Here is a 17,375-nt window from a genome sequence, read left to right as displayed (position 1 = left end):
TTTTTATATCCTGTGCATGCTTTCGAATATTTCTTCACGCTGGAATTTTATCATGAGGCCTATCTCTCCGCCCAGTTCCTCGAGGCCGCCAGCAAGCTCGCCGGGCGAGCAGGTCGCCTCGGTCACGTCGATTATCATGAGCATGTCGAAGTATCCATTGACTATCGTCTGTGAGATTTCGAGCACGTTGACGTTTTTGCCGGCGAGGTATGTGCATACGCTCGCGATGATGCCGACCTTGTCTTTTCCCAGTACCGTGACTAGCGCTTTCATTCCGTCCATACCCCCAGGTTCTTTGGTGCACGCCGAAGCGGAGGGGCTATGCCCTCAGTCTAGATATAATAATACAGAGGGAAAAGCTTTTCCAGACCTAGATATGGAGAAATAAGGGGAGAGTATCGCGCCGAGCGCCGCGAAACGTTTCGTGCGCGCCCAGAGCGCGGCCTCTTCGTCCGACTGCCAGCAGTCCACGCCGGCCTCCTCGAGCTTGGAGGCGATCTCGCGCAGGGCGGAGCGCGCCGCGGTTATCTTTATCATCGGCACGAAGGGCGGCAGCTCAAGCTCCGCGCGCTCCGAAAGCTCCCTGCGCCAGAAACTGCGCCAGCCGCGCCGCAGGCCGTCCTGCCAGCCGGTTCCGGGACGGCGGCTCTGGACGACGACGCGCCTCTCGCCGCCGCGCCACATTGATTCCCAGAGCATCGCGTAGGCGCGCGCGCGCGCGTCGTAGCCCTCGGAGCGGGCCTCTGCGTCGGCGTCTATCCAGCCGATCACGGAGGGCGACAGGCCGCCGCAGAGCGAGAGCAGGCCGCGCGTACCTATGAGCAGCGCGCCGTGCGGATATTGTTCCGCGAGCTCTTCCGCCTGGGGGATTTTTTCTCCGTCGTTCTGGAAGAGCAGTACGCCGCCGTATCTTCCGCGCAGCGCGCCGCCGGCCCGCTCGAATAGGGCTTCGAGCCCAGGGCGCGAGCCGCGCATGAGCATGCCGCCGCAGTTCGGGCAGCGCTCTGGCAGCGGCGCGCATTCTCCGCATGATACGCAGCGCAGCCTCCCGCGGCGTTCTTCCCAGCGCATGGCGGAACCGCAGCGCGGACAGCGCGCGCTCCAGCCGCACTCCTCGCAGCAGAGCTCGCCGGCGTAGCCTTTGCGGTCGAGAAGCCACATGACCCATTCGCCGCGCGAGCGCGCCGCCGCAGTTTCGCGCAGCAGCGGCACGCTTATCGAGAGCTTTCCGGTGAGGGCCGCGAATTCCGACGCCTGCGCCTCTTTCGTATCGACGAATATCAGCCGCGGCTCGCCGCCGTTGTCTCCGACGCGCGGGTTCATGGACAGGAAGCTTTTCGCCGATGGCATGGAGCCTCCGAGAACGAAGCGCGCCCCGGCGAATTCTGCGCGCTTTCCGAGCAGCGGGCGCGCGTTGAATACCGGGTGTTTCTGAGAGCGCCATCCGCCCTGGTTCTCTTCGTCCATTATTATCGCCGAAAGCCCGGCGAGCGGGACGAACGACGCGCCCGGCGGGCCGACGATGAAACGGAGGCCGCCTTCGAGCGCGAGCTTCCACAGTTTCCACTGCTTCGACGGGCCGTCGGGCCACAGCGCGCCTTCATCGCGTAGCGAAGGCGGCAAACTTTCCCAGAAGGCGCGCGCCATGACGGCCTCGGGAAACAGCGCGAGCGCCGGAGCCCCCTCCTCAAGCACGCTTCTGTAGCGCTCCCATCTTTTTTTATAGTCCGTGTCGTAAAAGCATTCTGCGGAGAAAATTCCGCGGTTTTCGCACGCGGGCCTCGGCGGCAGAGCTTCATCCGAAAAGAATTTCGACGGCAGCAGCGTTTTCATCGCGAAGCCCGCTCCTATAAACCACGTCAAGCCGAACCATTTTATCAGCTTCCAGAGCTCGGGCGGCAGCGGCGGGCGTTCGTCGATCACGCCGGCGAGCCGCTTTATCTTCGAAGCGTCGAAGCTCCCGCGCGAGTTCACCGTGACGCCTATCCTGTTCCCGCGCCCGAGCGGAGCGGATACGCGAAGCCCCTCGGCGAGCTCCGTCTCCCATTCGTAGGAGAGCGGCGTCCACCAAGGGGCCGGAAATATCGCGTGTACGAAAGGCATTATCTCCCGGCGGCGAGCGCCGATACGGAATCGAGTATGACCGCCGCCGATTCCTCTTTCGTCCCGGAGAAGCGCAGCGGCTCCGCGCCGCGCGCCATTATCGTTATAGCGTTGGTGTCCACGGCGAAGCCCGCGCCCGGCGCGAGCACATCGTTAGAGACTATCATGTCGAGATTTTTTTCGGACATTTTCTTCTGAGCGTTTTCGAGGACGTTCTGCGTCTCGGCCGCGAAGCCTATGAGAAGCTGCCCCGGCCTCTTGCGCCGCCCGAGTTCGGCGGCTATGTCCGGGTTCTGTACGAGCTCAAGCGTAAGCGTGTCCTTACCGCCGCGCTTTATCTTCTGCTCCGAGCGTTCCGCCGCCCTGTAATCGCCGACGGCGGCGGCTTTTACTATGACGTCAGCCGTCTCGGCGGACTTCATGCAGGCTTGGTACATATCTTGCGCGCTGACGACCTCGACTACCTCGAGCCCCGCCGGCCGGCGCAGCGCCGACGGCCCGGTTATCAGCGTCACCTCTGCTCCGCGCCGCCACGCCTCCTCGGCTATCGCGTAGCCCATCTTGCCGCTGCTTGGGTTGCTGATGAAGCGCACCGGGTCGATATACTCGTGCGTCGGCCCCGCGGTGACGGCGACGCGCATCCCGGCGAAGTCCTTTTTATCGCAGAGCGCGCGCAGCACATAGTCGTTTATGACGGCGGCCGAGGGCATACGTCCCTTGCCCTCGTAGCCGCAGGCGAGCAGGCCGCTGTCCGGGTCCACTATTTCGGCCCCGCGTTCTTCCAATATCCTTATGTTCTCGCGCACGGGGCCGCTCGCGAGCATCTTGCTGTTCATCGCGGGGAAGAGCAGAAGCGGCTTTGTATTCGCAAGCAGAGCCGCGCCGAGCAAAGTCGAACCGTCGCCCTGCGCCGCGGCGCGCAGAACGTTCGCCGTGCACGGTGCGATTACGAACAGGTCGGCCCAATCTGTGAGCGAAATGTGCGGTATCTGCCAGCCGTATTCGGCTGAGAGGAAATCGCGCTCGCGCCATATGCGGCGCTTGCTGAGCGTCGAGAGGGCGAGCGGGCTGACAAATTGCTCGGCGGCCTCGGTCAGCACCGTCTCGACCTCGAAGCCGAGCTTGACCCAGCCGTGCAGTATGTCCGGCGCCTTGTAGGCGGCGATGCCTCCGCTGACGCCGAAGAGTATCCGCCTAGGCCGCGGGCTCATTTTCCTGCTTCGGGAGCGGGTCCACTATGCGGTAGGCGATGCGTCCGTTCGTCACGTCGTCTACCGCCATCGAGATGTATTTCTCGTCTCCAGAAAGGTCGCGGCGTTCGCTGAGCTGTCTCGCGCGCGCCGCTATGACGAGCGTCAGTATGTACTTGTTGGGAATGTCCCTTTCACGGTATATTTTTTCGAGATCCATATATATCATCGTTGTTCCTCCCTGTTTTCCTTCACTATATTTATAATCTCGTCGACGGCCCTGTCGAGGTCGTCGTTCACAACAACGTAGTCGTAGCTGTCAGCGCAGGCTATCTCGGCCTCCGCGTTCTTTATCCTGAGCGCCTGCTCCTCCGGCGGCTCGCTTCCGCGTCCTCTGAGGCGGCGGCGCAGCTCTTCCATCGACGGCGGCTTTACGAAGACCGTCACCGCCTCCGGCATTTTTTCTTTTACTATGCGCGCGCCCTGCACGTCTATCTCGAGCACGATGTCGGTGCCGGAGTCGAGAGCTTTTTCAACTATGTCGCGCCGCGTGCCGTAGAGATGCCCGTGAACCTCGGCGTATTCGAGAAAGTCCCCGTCGGCTATTCTGCGGCGGAACTCATCTTCAGTGACGAAGTAGTAGGTCTCGCCCTCTTTGTCGAGCTCCGGCCTCGGCGCGCGCGTCGTACACGAGACGGAATATTTTATGTTGCTCAGCTTTTCAAACGCCCGGCGCAGCAAAGTCCCCTTGCCGACCCCCGCGGGGCCGGAGAATATATAAAGCCGTCCCTTCACGGCCTACGCCTCCCCTTCGAAGCGCGCCGTTATCGTCTCCGGCTGTATGGCGGAGAGTATAACGTGGCGGCTGTCCATTATAAGTATCGAGCGCGTCTTGCGTCCCTGCGTGACGTCCACCAGAAGCCCCGCCTCGCGCGCCTCGTCCTTGAGGCGGCGTATCGGAGCGGAGTCCGGGCTGATGAGCGCGACTACGCGCTCGGCGACGACCATGTTGCCGAAGCCTACGTGGAGAAGTTTCTGCGTCATGCGTCCCAGCTATTCCAGATTCTGTATCTGCTCACGGATGCGTTCGAGCGCGGCCTTCGCCTCCACGGCGAGCCAGCGTATCTCGGCATCCGCGACCTTCGAGTCTAGCGTGTTGACCTCGCGGTTCATCTCCTGCACTATGAAGTCGAGCTTGCGCCCCGCGCTTTCGTCGGAATCTCCGGCGGCGCGGAATTTCGCTATGTGGCTCTTGAGCCGCGCGAGCTCCTCCGCGACGTCCCATTTGTCGGTCAGCAGGACTATCTCCTGCATGTAGCGCTGCTCTTCGAGCTTCTCGCCTATCTTTTCAAGAGCCTCCGTGACGCGCGCCTTCATCGCCTCGAATGCCGCGTCGCGCGCCGGCAGCCACTTCGCCTCTATCTCGGCGGCGAGCCGCTCGAGCTCCGCGAGGTGGCGCAGCACCTCCTCGCGCAGGTGCGAGCCTTCGAGCGCGCGCATCTTGTTCCACGACGCCGCGGCCTCTTCGAGAAGCGTCTTGAAAGCCTCCTCGACGGCCTGCGAATCATCTTCGTCCTCGAACTTCGGCATGTCGAGCACGCCGGGGAAGAGCGCGACGCGCTCGACGTCCACGTCGGGGACGAATCCCAGCGCGCGGCGCGCCGCCGACATTTCTCCGCAGTAGGCGGCGAGCACGTCCCTGTTGACGCGCCCGGTCTTGAAATCCTGCGCCCATAGCACCTCCATGCGGAGCTGCACCTTGCCGCGGCGGAATGTTTTTCTCAGATTCTGGTGGAACCACGGCTCCCAGCTCGCAAACTCCCTCGGGAGACGCACGGAAATTTCCTGATAGCGGTGGTTGACGCTGGAAAGCTCTATTACGACTGTTCCCCATTTAGTCTGTATCTGGGAGCGGCTGAAGCCGGTCATGCTTATGTACATACAGATCCACCTTTCGAATCGGTCATATTAACCTTGTTATAATATATCCTCCGCACGGTTTTGCGCAACGCCGGAGGCGAAAATTTCGCCGATTTCCGAAAGCATTTCCGCAAAGCCGCAGCCGTCGAGCGCGCAGACGCATACGACGCGTTCGCCGCGCGCTCGCAGTTCGACCGCGACGTCTTCGGCGGCGAGGCCGCTTTTGTCTATCTTGTTGAGTACGATGAGGCGCGGCAGTTCGCCGGCTCCGAGGCCGTTCAGCGTTTCGAGCACGACGTCGAGCGTCGCGCACGGGTCTTTGTCCGCCGAGTCGAGCACTATCAGAAGCAGGTCGGCGTTCGCGGCCTCTTCTAACGTGGCTCTGAATGCCGCGACAAGCTCGGGCGGCAGTTTCCTGATGAAACCGACGGTGTCAGAGAGCAGAAAGGGCTTCCCCTCGCCGGTCTCTATCCTGCGCACGACGGTGTCGAGCGTGGAAAAGAGCTGGTCTTTCGCAAGAATCCCTGCGTCTTTGGAAAGAGCCTTAAGCAGAGTGGACTTTCCGCTGTTCGTGTAGCCGACGAGCGCCGCGAGCGGCACGCCCCCGCGTTTGCGCCGCTCGCGGTTTTCGCCGCGCCGCCGGCGCACGTCCTCAAGCCTCTTCGTTATGCTCTTTATGCGCAGTTCGAGCTTGCGGCGGTGGCGCTCGAACTCCGTCTCGCCAGGGCCGCGCGTCCCTATGCCGCCGCCGGTGCGCGACATCTGATGCCCCAGCCCTTTGAGGCTCGGAATTTCGTAGCGGTACTGAGCTAGCTCTACCTGTAATTTCGCCTCGGCTGTGTTTGCGCGCCGTTCGAAAATCTTCATTATGACGAACGCCCTGTCCCAGACCTGAAGCCCCGTGAGCTTCTGGAGGTTGCTCTTCTGCGTCGGCGTTATGAAGTCGTCTACTACGAGGTGCGTCACATCGTTCGGCTCCGCGTACTCCTTTATTTCCTGCGCCTTGCCCGCGCCGATGAACGAGGCGGGGTCGGGCGCGCGGCGTTTCTGCACGACGCGCGCTGCGACCGGGACGTCGAGATTTTTCAGAAGAAGCGTCAGCTCGTCCAGGGAGCTCTGAACATCCTCGCCGTCGCCGAGCGCCGCTGTGACGGCCTTCGGCGGCTTCGGCCTCAGGTCCGCTGCCGTGCGCCTCTGGCGGCTCAACGGTTCTCCTGCGCCTCTATCTCTTTCGCGAGCGAGGCTATCGCGTCTACGACCTCGGCGGCGCTCATCGTCGTGCTGTCGAGTATGACGCAGCCCTGCGCGGGACGCAGCGGAGCTATCTCGCGCGTCATGTCGAAGCGGTCGCGCTCAATGACCTGTTTCAATATCTCTTCGTAATCCGCGCTCTCGCCCTTCGCCTCGCGCTCGGCGCAGCGCCGCCTCGCGCGTTCCTCGGCGCTCGCGGTTAGGAATATCTTGAGCTGCGCCTCCGGGAACACGACGGTCCCCATGTCGCGCCCGTCGGCGACGAGGCCGTCGGCGGCCTGAGCGCGCTGGAAGCCGGCGAGCGCGCCGCGCACCTCGGGCCTCGCGGCGTAGGCCGAGACTATCTCGTCTATGTGCGCCGTGCGTATCGCCTCTGTGACGTCTTCGCCGTCCGCCGAGACTTTGCCGCCGCTTATGTCTATTTTGAAATTCTTCAGCGCTTCCGAAATTTTCTCTCCGTCTTCGGGCGCTATGCCGTCACGGTCTAGCTTCCACGCCACGGCGCGGTAGAGCGCCCCCGTGTCGAGATAGGGAAGCCCGGTCTTTTCCGCGACGGCCTTCGCCGTCGTGCTTTTTCCGGCCCCGGCCGGGCCGTCTATAGTTACTATTATCCTTTTGCTCATTATCGCTGAAATTCCGCCTCTTTTAAGAAATCCTCGCGCGTCCCGTAAGCTCCAAGAGCTCCGACGCGCCGTAACGTTTCACGAACTCCGGCAGCCCTTCGCATATCGAGGCACCGGCCTTCACGTCCGCGAAGAAGGCGCTGCCAACCTCGACCGCCGAAGCCCCGGCGAGCAGCATCGCAGCGCAGTCTGAAGCGTTCGACACGCCGCCGCAGCCGACGACTGGGATCTTCACCGCGCCGCAGACCTGCCATACCGCGCGCAGCGCGAGCGGGAAGACCGCGGGGCCGGAGAGTCCGGCGACTACGCGCCCGAATGCAGGCTTTCCGACAGTCATGTCCATCGCCATGCCGAGCCACGTGTTGGCGCAGACAATCGCGTCAGCGCCCTCTGCCTCGACTGCGCGCGCGACTGCCGCAATGTCCGCGGACTGCGGCGTCAGCTTGACCCAGAGCCGCCCGTTCCACGCCTCTCTCGCGGCGCGCACAGCGACGGCGGCCTGCTCGCAGCACACGCCCCACGCCATGCCGTCTCCGTCGGCGTTGGGACAGGAGATGTTGAGCTCGGCGGCGGCTATCCCTTCGACCTCCGAGAGTATGCGCAGCGTCTCGCGCGTCTCGGCGGGGCGCTCCATTACGACGTTCGCTATCACCGGGACGGGGCAGTTTTTCACAAGCTCCGCGTAGCACGCCGCGAATTCGCGCACGCCGCAGTTTTGCAGGCCGATGCTGTTGAGCACGCCCGACGGCGTCTCCCATATCCTGACGCCGCCATTTCCGGCGCGCGGCTCGAGGCTTATCGCCTTCGTGCAGAGCGCGCCTATGCCTTCAAGCTTCTCGCCGCCCCAGAAATCCTCAGCGTAGGGCCATACGCCCGAGGCCGGGATGACGGGAGAGCGCAGTTCCAGATCCCCGACGCGCACGGTCAAATTAGTAGTCATTGAGATCCACCTCATCGGCCCTGAAAAGCGACTGGTCGGCACAGACTCTCTTGAGCCCGCCCGAGGTCTTTACGACGCAGCCCATGCAGCCGCCGTAGCCGCAGGCCATGCGCTTGTCGAGGCTGAAATAGAGATTCTGCGGATTCTCCGCGTAATGGCGCTTCATGGCATTAAGGAAGCCAATAGGGCCGCAGCACCATACGTCCCTGCCGCCGGTGTCGCGCGGCAGGACCTTGAACATCGAGTCTCCCTCGCCGAAACTGCCGTCGTCGGTGAATATCCTCGCGTCGGGGCATATCTCCTTTATCTTCGCCGCGAAATCCTCGCAGCCGCGCCCCGGCATTCCGACGTAAAGCTCCGAGGCGGCGCCCGTCTTGCGCGCGAGTATGAAGCCCGCCGCGCCGACGCCGCCGCCAGCCGCTATCGCGCCGCGCCCCTCGGGATAAGGCACGCCTATGAAGCCGCGGATTTTCAGTGTCTCCCCGGCCTTCACGCGCGAAAGCATCTCCGTCCCCTCGCCAGCGAGCATATAGCAGACGGAAATCACGCCGCGCGCGCCGTCCGCGTCCGCCGCCTCGAACGGGCGTCCGAGCAGCTTCGCTCCGTCGGGCGCGAACACCATGAGGCACTGCCCCGCCTTCGCCGCGCGCGCAAGCTCCGGCGCTTCGAATGTCATCCAGAATATGCGTTCCGTGAGCCTGACGTTCTCCGCCACCCTGGCGTCGTAGTCCCTCACACTATGCGAACCGCATCCTTCCACCAGCACTCCCCGCTTTCACAAATCAGCTGATAAAATATATTCAAGTTTCGACATATATTTTACCATCTTACGAGGGGGCGCACCCCGGAGGTAACGCAATGAGCTTAAAAAATCTTCTCCCCTACGCGATGAAGGAAAAACCATGCGACGCGGTGTTCACAAACGCCGAGTTCGCCAACCTTTACACGATGGAGATAGAACGCGCCGACGTGGCCGTCAAGGACGGAATCATCGTCGGCATAGGCGAAGGCTATGAAGCCGCCGAATACATAGACTGCTCGGACGGACTGCTCGTCCCGGGCTTCATTGAGGGGCACATGCACGTCGAAAGCACTATGATGACGCCGCGCGCCTTCGCCGCAGCCGCCGTGCCGCACGGCACCTCGACCGTCATGGCCGACCCGCACGAGATAGCCAACACCTGCGGCATGGAGGGCGTGCGCTTCATGAAGCGAGAGAGCGAAGGGCTGCCGCTCGACATATTTTACGGCGCGCCGTCCTGCGTGCCGGCCTCGTGCTTCGAGACGCCCTTCGAGGAGATAACTGCGGAGGGCATAGCTGAGCTGCTCGCCGACGGGACATGCACGCACCTCGGCGAGATGATGAACTTCCCCGGAGTCTACCTCGGCGACGATGAAGTCTGGAAAAAGCTCGAAGTTTCAAAAGACACGGTAATCACGGGCCACGCCCCCGGCGTCAGCGGCGCGCAGCTTTCAGGCTATCTTCTCGGAGGCGTCACCTCCGACCACGAATGTTCGACGCGCAAAGAGGCGCTCGAAAAGCTGCGCCGCGGCATGCACCTGATGATACGGCAAGGGGCCGCCGCTCGTAACCTGAAGGACCTCGCGCCGCTGCTTGCGGAGGATCCGCGCCTCTGCGTGCGCTGCCTCGCCGTCAGCGACGACATAACGCCGGCCTTCATGCGCGAGCGCGGACACATGAACGGATGCGTGCGCGAGCTCATAGAGTGCGGCGTCCCTCCGCTCGCCGCGCTGCGTACAACGACGCTGACGCCCGCGGAATACTTCCGCCTGTACGACCGCGGCGCGATAGCCCCCGGCAAGAGGGCCGACCTCGCGCTCGTGGACTCGCTCGAAAACTGCCGCGTGCTCTGCGTCTGGAAAGGCGGCAAACTCGTCGCGCAGGACGGAAAAATACTCGAAAACCTCGCGCCCGCCGCGGTCTCCGAGTTGCCGGGAATACATAAAACTGTCGCGACGCCGACGCCCGACGAGCTGAAAATCAAGCTCGGCCCAGACGACAAATACATCAACGTTATAGGCGTCGCGCCGCGCCAGTTCACGACGGAGACTCTGACGCTCGAACCGACGGTCGAGGGCGGCTGCGCATGCGCCGACCCGTCGCGCCGTCTCGCTAAGATGGCGGTCGTCGAGAAAAACCGCGGGACGGGCCGCCTCGCGCTCGGCTTCCTGCAAAACTTCCCGATCGCGCGCGGCGCTGTCGCCTCGTCGGTCGCGCACGACGCGCACAACTACACCTGCGCCGGTATGGACGACCTCTCGATGGTGACGGCTCTGCGCGAGCTCGCGCGTATGCACGGCGGCGTTGTCGTCGCGGACGGCGACAAGGTCCTCGCGAGCCTCGAACTGCCAGCCGGCGGCCTCATGAGCCTGCTCGGCGCCGACGAACTGCTCGAAAAGCTCGCGGAGATACGCGCCGCCGCCGAGAGCATAGGATGCCCCGGCACTGAGGCGATGATGCAGCTCAGCTTCATGTCGCTCTCCGTAATCCCGAAGCTCAAGCTCACCGACCAGGGCTACTGCGACATCACTGCCGGCGGTACACAGCCGCTGACGTTGAAGGATTTGCCGAAGAAATAAATAATAATTTTAGATTGTATAGACAAGCATGAAACACTCAACTAAAATAGTGAGCACACGCTAATCAATGCGTGCAGCAAAAAACGAAAGGAGCACGACGCACATGGACGCATACACCGAACCATACGAGCTGCTGAGCCAAAAGGCGCGCGACGCGGCGCAGGCGCTGAAAAGCCTCCAGGAAGAGATCGAGGCCGTCAACTTCTACAACCAGAGGGCCGAGACCTGCACCAACGAGGACCTCAAGCGAATCATGGAACACAACCGCGACGAAGAAAAAGAACACGCCGCTATGCTAGCCGGCTGGCTCAAGGTCTACATGGATGGATGGGACAAGGAGCTCGACGAATACGTGACGAACGCGAAAGCGGGAGAAATGGGCGTCGATCACGAAGAGGGCGGAACTGACGAAAGCGCCGGCCCGTCCCTGAACATCGGAAAACTTTAGAGCGCCGGAAGGAGCCTGCATAACGATGGACATACTAAAGAGAAATATAGCGCCCATAACTGCGGAGGCATGGAAAGAGATAGACGCGCAGGCGTCGGCGATGCTCCGCGCGCTGCTCGGTGGACGCCGCGTCGCGGACGTATCCGGGCCTAAGGGCTGGACCTGCGACTCCGTCTCCGACGGCACACTCTCGCTCGCCGAAGAGACTCCGGTCGAGGGAGTCAACTACGGCATACGCGACGTCACGCCGCTCGTCGAGATACGCGCGCCCTTCACGCTCTCGATGTGGGAGCTTGACGACATATCGCGCGGCAGCAAGATAACGGACTTCACCGCGCTCCAGGATGCGGCGCGCCAGGCCGCGCTCTTCGAGGACACGGCCGTGTTCATGGGACTCGAAGAGGCCGGAATACTCGGCATAGAGCTCGAAGCCGGCAACGAGCCGATAGAGCTCGCCTTCGGCGGCGACGCTCTAGTCGAAGCCGTTTACGCCGCGACGCAGCGCCTCGCCGCGCGCGGAGTCGGCGGGCCCTACGCGCTCGTCTGCTCCAAAGAAGTCATGGCGAAGATAAAGACCTGCGCCGCGGTCTACCCGCTAGAGAAGCGACTCGAACGCATAGTCGAAAAAATAATCGTATCGCCGCAGTACGAAACCAACTTCGTAACGTCGCTTCGCGGCGGCGACAGCGAACTGACCGTAGGACAGGACTTCTCCGTCGGCTACCAGTCGCACACGAACACCGAGGTAAACTTCTACATCACAGAGACATTCACCTTCCGCGTCTTCGCGCCGGAAGCCTTCGTGCCGCTCAAGCTGGTCGGCTAAACGACATAATTTAATAAACAAGCGCCCGCGTTCCCGTAAGCAACCATCCTGGGACCGCGGGCGCGATTTTTCTATACTGCAAAAAACAAATAAAAAATCATGACGAGCCGTTGCAAGACAAGGCTCTTCGGGATTCGTCTACGCTGAAAATATCATTCCCACTCGATCGTTGCCGGCGGCTTCGAGGTTACGTCCAGCACCACGCGGTTTACCTGCGGGACTTCGTTGCAGATGCGGCGGGCCACTGTGTCGAGGAGGTCGTAGGGGAGGCGGACCCATTCGGCGGTCATGGCGTCGAGCGAGGAGACGGCGCGGAGCGCTATCGTTTCGCCGTAGGTGCGCACGTCGCCGACGACTCCGACGCTGCGGACGGGCAGAAGCGCGCAGAAAGCCTGCCAGATGTCGTTGTAGAGGCCCGCTTTGCGGATTTCTTCAATGAATATCGCGTCGGCTTCGCGAAGCACGTCGAGCCGTTCTTTTTTGAGCTCGCCGAGACAGCGGACTGCGAGGCCCGGGCCCGGGAAAGGATGACGCTCAAGGAAGTGCGGCGCTATGCCGAGGACTTTTCCGACGCGGCGCACTTCGTCTTTGAAGAGGTCGCGGAGCGGCTCGAGCAGCCCCATTTTCATGTCTTCGGGAAGGCCGCCGACGTTGTGGTGGCTTTTGATGACGCCTCCGCCGCCGTGTCCGCTTTCGACTACGTCGGGGTATATCGTCCCCTGCAGCAGCCAGTCGGAACCGCCGAGACGGCGCGCCTCTTCTTCGAATACGCGGATGAATAGCTCGCCTATTATCTTGCGCTTGCGTTCAGGCTCGGTCACGCCTTCGAGCGCTGTCAGGAAGCGTTCGCCCGCGTCTACATAGTGGACGTTGAGGTTGAGCGAGCGGTAGGTCTCCATGACCTGTTTGCCCTCGTCTTTGCGGAGCATGCCGTGGTCAACGAATATGCAGTGCAGCTTGTCGCCTACGGCGCGCTGCGTGATGACCGCCGCTACCGTGGAGTCAACGCCGCCGGAGAGGCCGCATATCACTGTGCCGCCGCCGACTTTTTCGCGTATCTTTTCTATCTCATGGTCGATCCATTCCATGCCGAGCGTCCACTCAGCCTTGCATCCGCAGATGTCGAATACGAATGCGGAGAGTATCTCCTGCCCCTTCGGAGTGTGCGCGACTTCGGGGTGGAACTGGAGCGCTGTCACCATGCCGTCGGCGGACTCGAAGCCGGCCATAGCGCCGCTTTCGCTGCGCGCCGTGACGCGGAAGCCTTCCGGCAGGCTTTTCACCTCGTCCCAGTGGCTCATCCAGACGTCGAGTTTTTTGTCGCCGCCGCAGCGCGCGAAGAGCCGTCCGCCCTCGACGTCCACGACGGCGCGCCCGTACTCCGCGGACTCTCCGCGTTCTACGGCGCCGCCGAAGGTGTGAGCGAGCAGCTGCATACCGTAGCATATCCCGAGCACGGGGACGCCGGATTTTATGAGTTCGACAGGCACGGCGGGCGCGTCCGCGTCAAGCACGCTTCGCGGGCCGCCGGAGAGGATTATCCCCGACGGGTTGGCGGCTTCGAGTTTTTCGGCGGGCGAGTCCCAGAAGAGTATCTCGCTGTAGACGCCGAGCTCGCGCACACGGCGCGCTATGAGCTGCGTGTACTGGGAGCCGCAGTCGATGATCAGGATTTTATTTTCTTTTTTCATAACGTGGGGGAATTCCCCTCACCTCCGGCAGTTGTTGAAAGTTCAGACTAAAGTATGACATAAATTTATTTGAAAATCCAGCTTAATATTTGTAAAATGCTGTGAAAGAGGCGCAGCGGGTTATTTTTTGACGATCATGAACACTTCTCCGCCGCCGCTGTAGTCCGGTTCGTCCGGGGCTGCCGCCGCAGATGAGTAAAGGCCGGACTCTTTCGCCATCGCAGCAAGGCGTTCCGACACGCCGTTGCCCTCGGCCAGCTTTCCGCCGCTGTAGCTGAGCCACAGAACGTTTTCTGAGGTTTCGAGCGAGTAGTCGTCGTTGTCGCTGACCGGTACGTCGAGGTATTTGTCGAAGCTCGCGTTTATCTCCTCCGGCCATTCGCCGTAGTCCGCGTAGTACATGACGCATGCGGTCTTCATGCTGCGCATGTCCGAGACTATCCGCGTCGCCTCGGCCTTGTCCGTCGCGGCCCCGGTAGATAGCATCATCATACTGGCGAGTATGCCTATTATGATTATAACGATGAGCATTTCCACAAGAGTGAAGCCTTCCGACCTGCCGCGCGCGGCGCGTATCTCCTTCATAGATGAAACCTCCGTCCCGTTTATTTTTGGATGAACGTGTAAATCAAGCCGTTATGATAATAGCAGGTTTTTGCGCGTAATGCAGGGCAAGCGCGGAATTTATATGAAGGAGTTTATCGCGGATACGATCGGCATGAATACGGCGACGGCTATAAGGCCGACCAGGCCGCCGACTATCACGACCATCACGGGCTCGAGTATGGAGCCGAGGCGCTTCACCTTCTCAGTGAGCTCGGACTCGTACCATCCGGCTATTTTTTCGAGCATTTCGCCGGTGCGCCCCGTCTCTTCTCCGACGGCCGCCATCTGGACTATCATCGGAGGGAATATGCCGCGCGCCCCGAGCGAAGCGCTGAGGCTTTTTCCCGAGGCCGCGTCCTCGCGCGCGGTCTCAATTGCTTTCCGTATTTTTTCGTTTCCGGCGGCGGAGGCGGCGAGCCGCAGCGATTGGAGGACCGGAAGGCCCGAGCGAAGCAGCGCCGCCATCGTTCCGAACGAGCGCGCGAGCGAGGCCTTGAGCAGCATGTCTCCGAATACCGGCATTTTCAGCAGAGCGCCGTCCGCCGCGGCCCGGAGGCCCGGCGCGCGCAGCGAAAGCCTCGCGGCGAGAAGGGCCGCCGCGAGAACGATTAGCGGAATGTACCAGTAGGCCTCCATCCACGAGCCGGCGGCGAACACGGCGCGGGTCAGAGGCGGAAGCGCGACGCCGAGGCCGCGGAAGGCGCGCTCGAACTGCGGAACGACGACCGCCGTCAGCACGCAGAGGGAGGCCGCCGCGACGAGGACGACGAGCGCGGGATAGGTGAGGGCCGAGACGAGCTTTTTGCGAAGCTCAGCCCGCGCTTCGAGAAAGGCTGCGAGGCGGGCGAGGCTCGCGTCGAGCGTGCCCGATTCTTCGCCAGCCCGTATGAGCGCGACGGTCACGGCGTCGAAGCACGATGGATGTCCGGCGAAGGCCCCGGCTATCGTAGAGCCGGACGAGACCTCGGCGTATATCCGCGCGATGACGCCATCGAAGCGGCGGCTCCTTTTTTGCCCGGAGAGTACGCGGAGGGCCGACGATGCCGATATGCCCGCGCCGGTCATGGCGGCGAGCTCACGAAAGAAGAGCGCCTTCTCGGCGAGCGGCACCCCGCCGCGCATAAAGAATGACGGCGAAGTCCCTGCGCCGCTCCGCGAAGGGCGCGCCGGGGCGATGTCTATCGGCGTCAGTCCGCGCTCACGCAGCCGCGCCGCGGCTTCGTGCTCGCCGTTCGCCTCTATTTCGCCGCGCACGGCCTCGCCGCCGCCGTCCTTCGCTTCGTAACGGAATTTCATAGCAACGCCCCCTTTCTGTTGAGAATGAGGCAGAGAAGCCGAAAAGTCAACCCGGCTCATAAACGGTCATGAAGATTCCGCGCGTCACACCGGCGCCCGCGGACGGAATTACGCGCCGCGCTCCGCTTCGTCTGAAGAAATAGCGCGCCGGCGCATGGTCACGAAAAAACGGCGCGAAAGCCGCAAAGCTTTCACGCCGTTTTGTTATTGTTTGATTTGGGTTGGTTCTAGCCCGGACTTAGTAGTCCATGCCGCCCATTCCGCCCATGCCTCCGGGCATGTCGGGGCCTTCCTTCTTTTCGGGCTTGTCCGCGACCACCGCGTCGGTGGTGAGGATCATGGCCGCGATCGAAGAGGCGTTCTGGAGAGCCGAGCGGGTGACCTTGACAGGGTCGATGATTCCGGCTTCGATCATGTCTACGTACTCGCCGGTCGTCGCGTCGAGGCCCTGGCCTTCCTTGAGGGTCTTGACCTTCTCGATGATGACGTCGCCCTGCATACCGCTGTTCTGAGCGATGAGGTAGAGCGGCTCGGTCATCGACTTGCGGATGATCTGGGCTCCGGTCTTCACGTCGCCTTCGAGTTTCGCTATCTCGGCGTCGAGGGCCTTCACGCAGCCGACGAGCGCGACGCCGCCGCCGGGGACGATGCCTTCTTCAACGGCCGCGCGGGTCGAGTTGAGGGCGTCCTCTATGCGGAGCTTGAGCTCCTTCTGCTCGGTCTCGGTGGCCGCGCCGACCTGGATGACCGCCACGCCGCCGACGAGTTTCGCAAGGCGCTCCTGGAGCTTCTCCTTGTCGTACTCGGAGGTGGAGTCGTTGTACTCTTTCTTAATCTGGGCCGCGCGATCCTTGATGGCCTGCGAATCGCCGCCGCCTTCGACTATCGTCGTGGTCTCTTTGCTGACCTTTACCTTCTTGGCGTGGCCGAGGTCCGCTACGTCGGCGCTGTCGAGCTTGCGGCCGACTTCTTCGCTGATGACTGTAGCGCCGGTGACGATGGCTATATCCTGGAGCATGGCCTTTCTGCGGTCGCCGAATCCGGGCGCCTTGACCGCCACGACCTGGAGTATGCCGCGGAGCTTGTTGACGACGAGCGTAGCGAGAGCTTCGCCTTCAACGTCTTCGGCGATGATGAGGAGCGGCTTCGCGAGCTGCACGCTCTTCTCGAGTATCGGGAGCATATCCTTGACGTTGGAAACCTTGCCGTCTACGATGAGGATGTTCGCGTCGTCGAGAACGGCTTCCATACGGTCGGGGTTGGTGATCATGTAGGGGCTGAGGTAGCCCTTGTCGAACTGGAGTCCTTCTACGGTCTCAAGCGTGGTGCCGAGGCTCTTGCTGTCCTCGACGGTGATTACGCCTTCCTCGCCGACCTTCTCCATAGCTTCGGCGAGCAGTTCGCCGACCTTCTTGTCGTTGGCGGAGATGGAAGCGACCTGAGCTATCTTCTTGTGCTCCTTGACGGGCACGGCCTGCTTCTTCAGTTCATCGACTACGACTTCGGTCGCGAGCTCCATACCCTTGCGGAGCTGCATGCCGTTCGCGCCGGCGGCTACGTTCTTCGTACCCTCGCGAATCATCGCGCGGGCGAGGACGGTAGCGGTCGTGGTACCGTCGCCGGCCACGTCGTTGGTCTTCGAAGCGACTTCTTTGATGAGCTGAGCGCCCATATTCTCGAACGGATCTTCGAGTTCGATCTCCTTAGCGATGGTCACGCCGTCGTTGGTGATGGTCGGCGAGCCGAATTTCTTTTCGAGAACGACGTTGCGGCCTTTCGGTCCGAGGGTGATGCCGACGGTGTCAGCGACTTTATTGATTCCGCGCTCCATAGCGCGGCGAGCTTCTTCTTTGAAAAGCAGAACTTTAGCCATAATCTAT

Annotated in this window: 18 protein-coding genes; 3 read left to right on the top strand and 15 right to left on the bottom strand. The window is 62.1% G+C overall.

All coding sequences use genetic code 11. The features are described 5' to 3' along the window. Positions 1 to 3 precede the first annotated feature (3 nt). Genes B5F39_RS09420 through B5F39_RS09370 form a run of 11 tightly spaced genes read right to left on the bottom strand, consistent with a single transcriptional unit; the run spans position 4 to position 8,787 of the window. A complete protein-coding gene (locus tag B5F39_RS09420) occupies positions 4 to 273 on the bottom strand; it encodes an ACT domain-containing protein (protein ID WP_087366655.1) in 270 nt (89 codons plus the stop codon). A gap of 54 nt (positions 274 to 327) precedes the next feature. After that, on the bottom strand, positions 328 to 2,103 hold the full coding sequence (locus tag B5F39_RS09415) for a hypothetical protein (RefSeq protein WP_087366505.1): 1,776 nt from the start codon (positions 2,101 to 2,103) through the stop codon (positions 328 to 330). Next, on the bottom strand, positions 2,103 to 3,314 hold the full coding sequence (coaBC, locus tag B5F39_RS09410) for a bifunctional phosphopantothenoylcysteine decarboxylase/phosphopantothenate--cysteine ligase CoaBC (protein ID WP_087366502.1): 1,212 nt from the start codon (positions 3,312 to 3,314) through the stop codon (positions 2,103 to 2,105). Before coaBC ends, B5F39_RS09415 begins: the two co-directional genes overlap by 1 nt. Beyond that, the gene (locus B5F39_RS09405) at positions 3,298 to 3,522 is read right to left on the bottom strand and encodes a DNA-directed RNA polymerase subunit omega (protein WP_087366499.1); all 225 of its coding nucleotides are present in this window, start codon (positions 3,520 to 3,522) and stop codon (positions 3,298 to 3,300) included. The genes coaBC and B5F39_RS09405 overlap by 17 nt, the downstream gene beginning before the upstream one ends. Further along, the gene (gene gmk / locus B5F39_RS09400) at positions 3,519 to 4,088 is read right to left on the bottom strand and encodes a guanylate kinase (protein ID WP_087366496.1); all 570 of its coding nucleotides are present in this window, start codon (positions 4,086 to 4,088) and stop codon (positions 3,519 to 3,521) included. Before gmk ends, B5F39_RS09405 begins: the two co-directional genes overlap by 4 nt. A gap of 3 nt (positions 4,089 to 4,091) precedes the next feature. Continuing rightward, positions 4,092 to 4,337 (bottom strand): DUF370 domain-containing protein, encoded by a 246-nt coding sequence (locus B5F39_RS09395; protein ID WP_087366493.1) that lies wholly within the window; start codon positions 4,335 to 4,337, stop codon positions 4,092 to 4,094. A gap of 9 nt (positions 4,338 to 4,346) precedes the next feature. Further along, positions 4,347 to 5,234 carry a YicC/YloC family endoribonuclease gene (locus tag B5F39_RS09390; RefSeq protein WP_087366490.1) on the bottom strand — a complete coding sequence of 296 codons (888 nt, stop codon included), beginning with the start codon at positions 5,232 to 5,234 and terminating at the stop codon, positions 4,347 to 4,349. Positions 5,235 to 5,270: 36 nt separating this feature from the next. Continuing rightward, the gene (hflX, locus tag B5F39_RS09385) at positions 5,271 to 6,419 is read right to left on the bottom strand and encodes a GTPase HflX (RefSeq protein ID WP_087366487.1); all 1,149 of its coding nucleotides are present in this window, start codon (positions 6,417 to 6,419) and stop codon (positions 5,271 to 5,273) included. Next, positions 6,416 to 7,087: a (d)CMP kinase gene (gene cmk, locus B5F39_RS09380; RefSeq protein ID WP_204245087.1), complete on the bottom strand. Its 672-nt coding sequence runs from the start codon at positions 7,085 to 7,087 to the stop codon at positions 6,416 to 6,418. The genes hflX and cmk overlap by 4 nt, the downstream gene beginning before the upstream one ends. Positions 7,088 to 7,109: 22 nt before the next feature. After that, positions 7,110 to 8,027, bottom strand: coding sequence for a dihydroorotate dehydrogenase (locus B5F39_RS09375; RefSeq protein WP_087366481.1), 918 nt, complete (start codon positions 8,025 to 8,027; stop codon positions 7,110 to 7,112). Then, positions 8,017 to 8,787 (bottom strand): hypothetical protein, encoded by a 771-nt coding sequence (locus B5F39_RS09370; protein WP_143330708.1) that lies wholly within the window; start codon positions 8,785 to 8,787, stop codon positions 8,017 to 8,019. Before B5F39_RS09370 ends, B5F39_RS09375 begins: the two co-directional genes overlap by 11 nt. Positions 8,788 to 8,885: 98 nt before the next feature. Between B5F39_RS09370 and ade the strand changes: the two genes are divergently transcribed. The 3 genes from ade to B5F39_RS09355 all read left to right on the top strand — a co-directional run bounded on the left by ade (position 8,886) and on the right by B5F39_RS09355 (position 11,902). Next, on the top strand, positions 8,886 to 10,628 hold the full coding sequence (ade, locus tag B5F39_RS09365) for an adenine deaminase (RefSeq protein ID WP_087366474.1): 1,743 nt from the start codon (positions 8,886 to 8,888) through the stop codon (positions 10,626 to 10,628). Between the two features lie 103 nt (positions 10,629 to 10,731). Further along, positions 10,732 to 11,076: a ferritin family protein gene (locus tag B5F39_RS09360; protein ID WP_087366471.1), complete on the top strand. Its 345-nt coding sequence runs from the start codon at positions 10,732 to 10,734 to the stop codon at positions 11,074 to 11,076. Positions 11,077 to 11,101: 25 nt separating this feature from the next. Further along, positions 11,102 to 11,902 carry a family 1 encapsulin nanocompartment shell protein gene (locus tag B5F39_RS09355; protein ID WP_087366469.1) on the top strand — a complete coding sequence of 267 codons (801 nt, stop codon included), beginning with the start codon at positions 11,102 to 11,104 and terminating at the stop codon, positions 11,900 to 11,902. A 152-nt stretch (positions 11,903 to 12,054) separates the two neighbouring features. On the opposite strand, the gene guaA is transcribed toward B5F39_RS09355, so the two are convergent. From guaA to groL, 4 genes are all read right to left on the bottom strand, one after another. Then, positions 12,055 to 13,593, bottom strand: a complete 1,539-nt coding sequence (gene guaA, locus B5F39_RS09350; protein ID WP_087366468.1) for a glutamine-hydrolyzing GMP synthase — start codon at positions 13,591 to 13,593, stop codon at positions 12,055 to 12,057. Positions 13,594 to 13,713: 120 nt separating this feature from the next. After that, positions 13,714 to 14,178: a prepilin-type N-terminal cleavage/methylation domain-containing protein gene (locus B5F39_RS09345; RefSeq protein ID WP_087366465.1), complete on the bottom strand. Its 465-nt coding sequence runs from the start codon at positions 14,176 to 14,178 to the stop codon at positions 13,714 to 13,716. 99 nt (positions 14,179 to 14,277) lie between these two features. Continuing rightward, positions 14,278 to 15,495 carry a type II secretion system F family protein gene (locus B5F39_RS09340; RefSeq protein ID WP_158096012.1) on the bottom strand — a complete coding sequence of 406 codons (1,218 nt, stop codon included), beginning with the start codon at positions 15,493 to 15,495 and terminating at the stop codon, positions 14,278 to 14,280. 238 nt (positions 15,496 to 15,733) lie between these two features. After that, on the bottom strand, positions 15,734 to 17,368 hold the full coding sequence (gene groL / locus B5F39_RS09335; protein ID WP_087366459.1) for a chaperonin GroEL: 1,635 nt from the start codon (positions 17,366 to 17,368) through the stop codon (positions 15,734 to 15,736). Positions 17,369 to 17,375: the final 7 nt, after the last annotated feature.

It is taken from the genome of Cloacibacillus sp. An23 (assembly GCF_002159945.1).
Taxonomy (GTDB): Bacteria; Synergistota; Synergistia; order Synergistales; family Synergistaceae; genus Caccocola.
Note: the sequence above shows the minus strand (reverse complement) of the source record. Positions and strands in the feature narration are given on the sequence as shown.

Coding starts and splice junctions, on each gene's coding strand:
- B5F39_RS09420 (WP_087366655.1), bottom strand. CDS start 273: ATGAAAGCGCTAGTCACGGTACTGGGAAAAGACAAGGTCGGCATCATC.
- B5F39_RS09415 (WP_087366505.1), bottom strand. CDS start 2,103: ATGCCTTTCGTACACGCGATATTTCCGGCCCCTTGGTGGACGCCGCTC.
- coaBC (WP_087366502.1), bottom strand. CDS start 3,314: ATGAGCCCGCGGCCTAGGCGGATACTCTTCGGCGTCAGCGGAGGCATC.
- B5F39_RS09405 (WP_087366499.1), bottom strand. CDS start 3,522: ATGATATATATGGATCTCGAAAAAATATACCGTGAAAGGGACATTCCC.
- B5F39_RS09395 (WP_087366493.1), bottom strand. CDS start 4,337: ATGACGCAGAAACTTCTCCACGTAGGCTTCGGCAACATGGTCGTCGCC.
- B5F39_RS09390 (WP_087366490.1), bottom strand. CDS start 5,234: ATGTACATAAGCATGACCGGCTTCAGCCGCTCCCAGATACAGACTAAA.
- cmk (WP_204245087.1), bottom strand. CDS start 7,087: ATGAGCAAAAGGATAATAGTAACTATAGACGGCCCGGCCGGGGCCGGA.
- B5F39_RS09375 (WP_087366481.1), bottom strand. CDS start 8,027: ATGACTACTAATTTGACCGTGCGCGTCGGGGATCTGGAACTGCGCTCT.
- ade (WP_087366474.1), top strand. CDS start 8,886: ATGAGCTTAAAAAATCTTCTCCCCTACGCGATGAAGGAAAAACCATGC.
- B5F39_RS09360 (WP_087366471.1), top strand. CDS start 10,732: ATGGACGCATACACCGAACCATACGAGCTGCTGAGCCAAAAGGCGCGC.
- B5F39_RS09355 (WP_087366469.1), top strand. CDS start 11,102: ATGGACATACTAAAGAGAAATATAGCGCCCATAACTGCGGAGGCATGG.
- guaA (WP_087366468.1), bottom strand. CDS start 13,593: ATGAAAAAAGAAAATAAAATCCTGATCATCGACTGCGGCTCCCAGTAC.
- B5F39_RS09345 (WP_087366465.1), bottom strand. CDS start 14,178: ATGAAGGAGATACGCGCCGCGCGCGGCAGGTCGGAAGGCTTCACTCTT.
- B5F39_RS09340 (WP_158096012.1), bottom strand. CDS start 15,495: ATGAAATTCCGTTACGAAGCGAAGGACGGCGGCGGCGAGGCCGTGCGC.
- groL (WP_087366459.1), bottom strand. CDS start 17,368: ATGGCTAAAGTTCTGCTTTTCAAAGAAGAAGCTCGCCGCGCTATGGAG.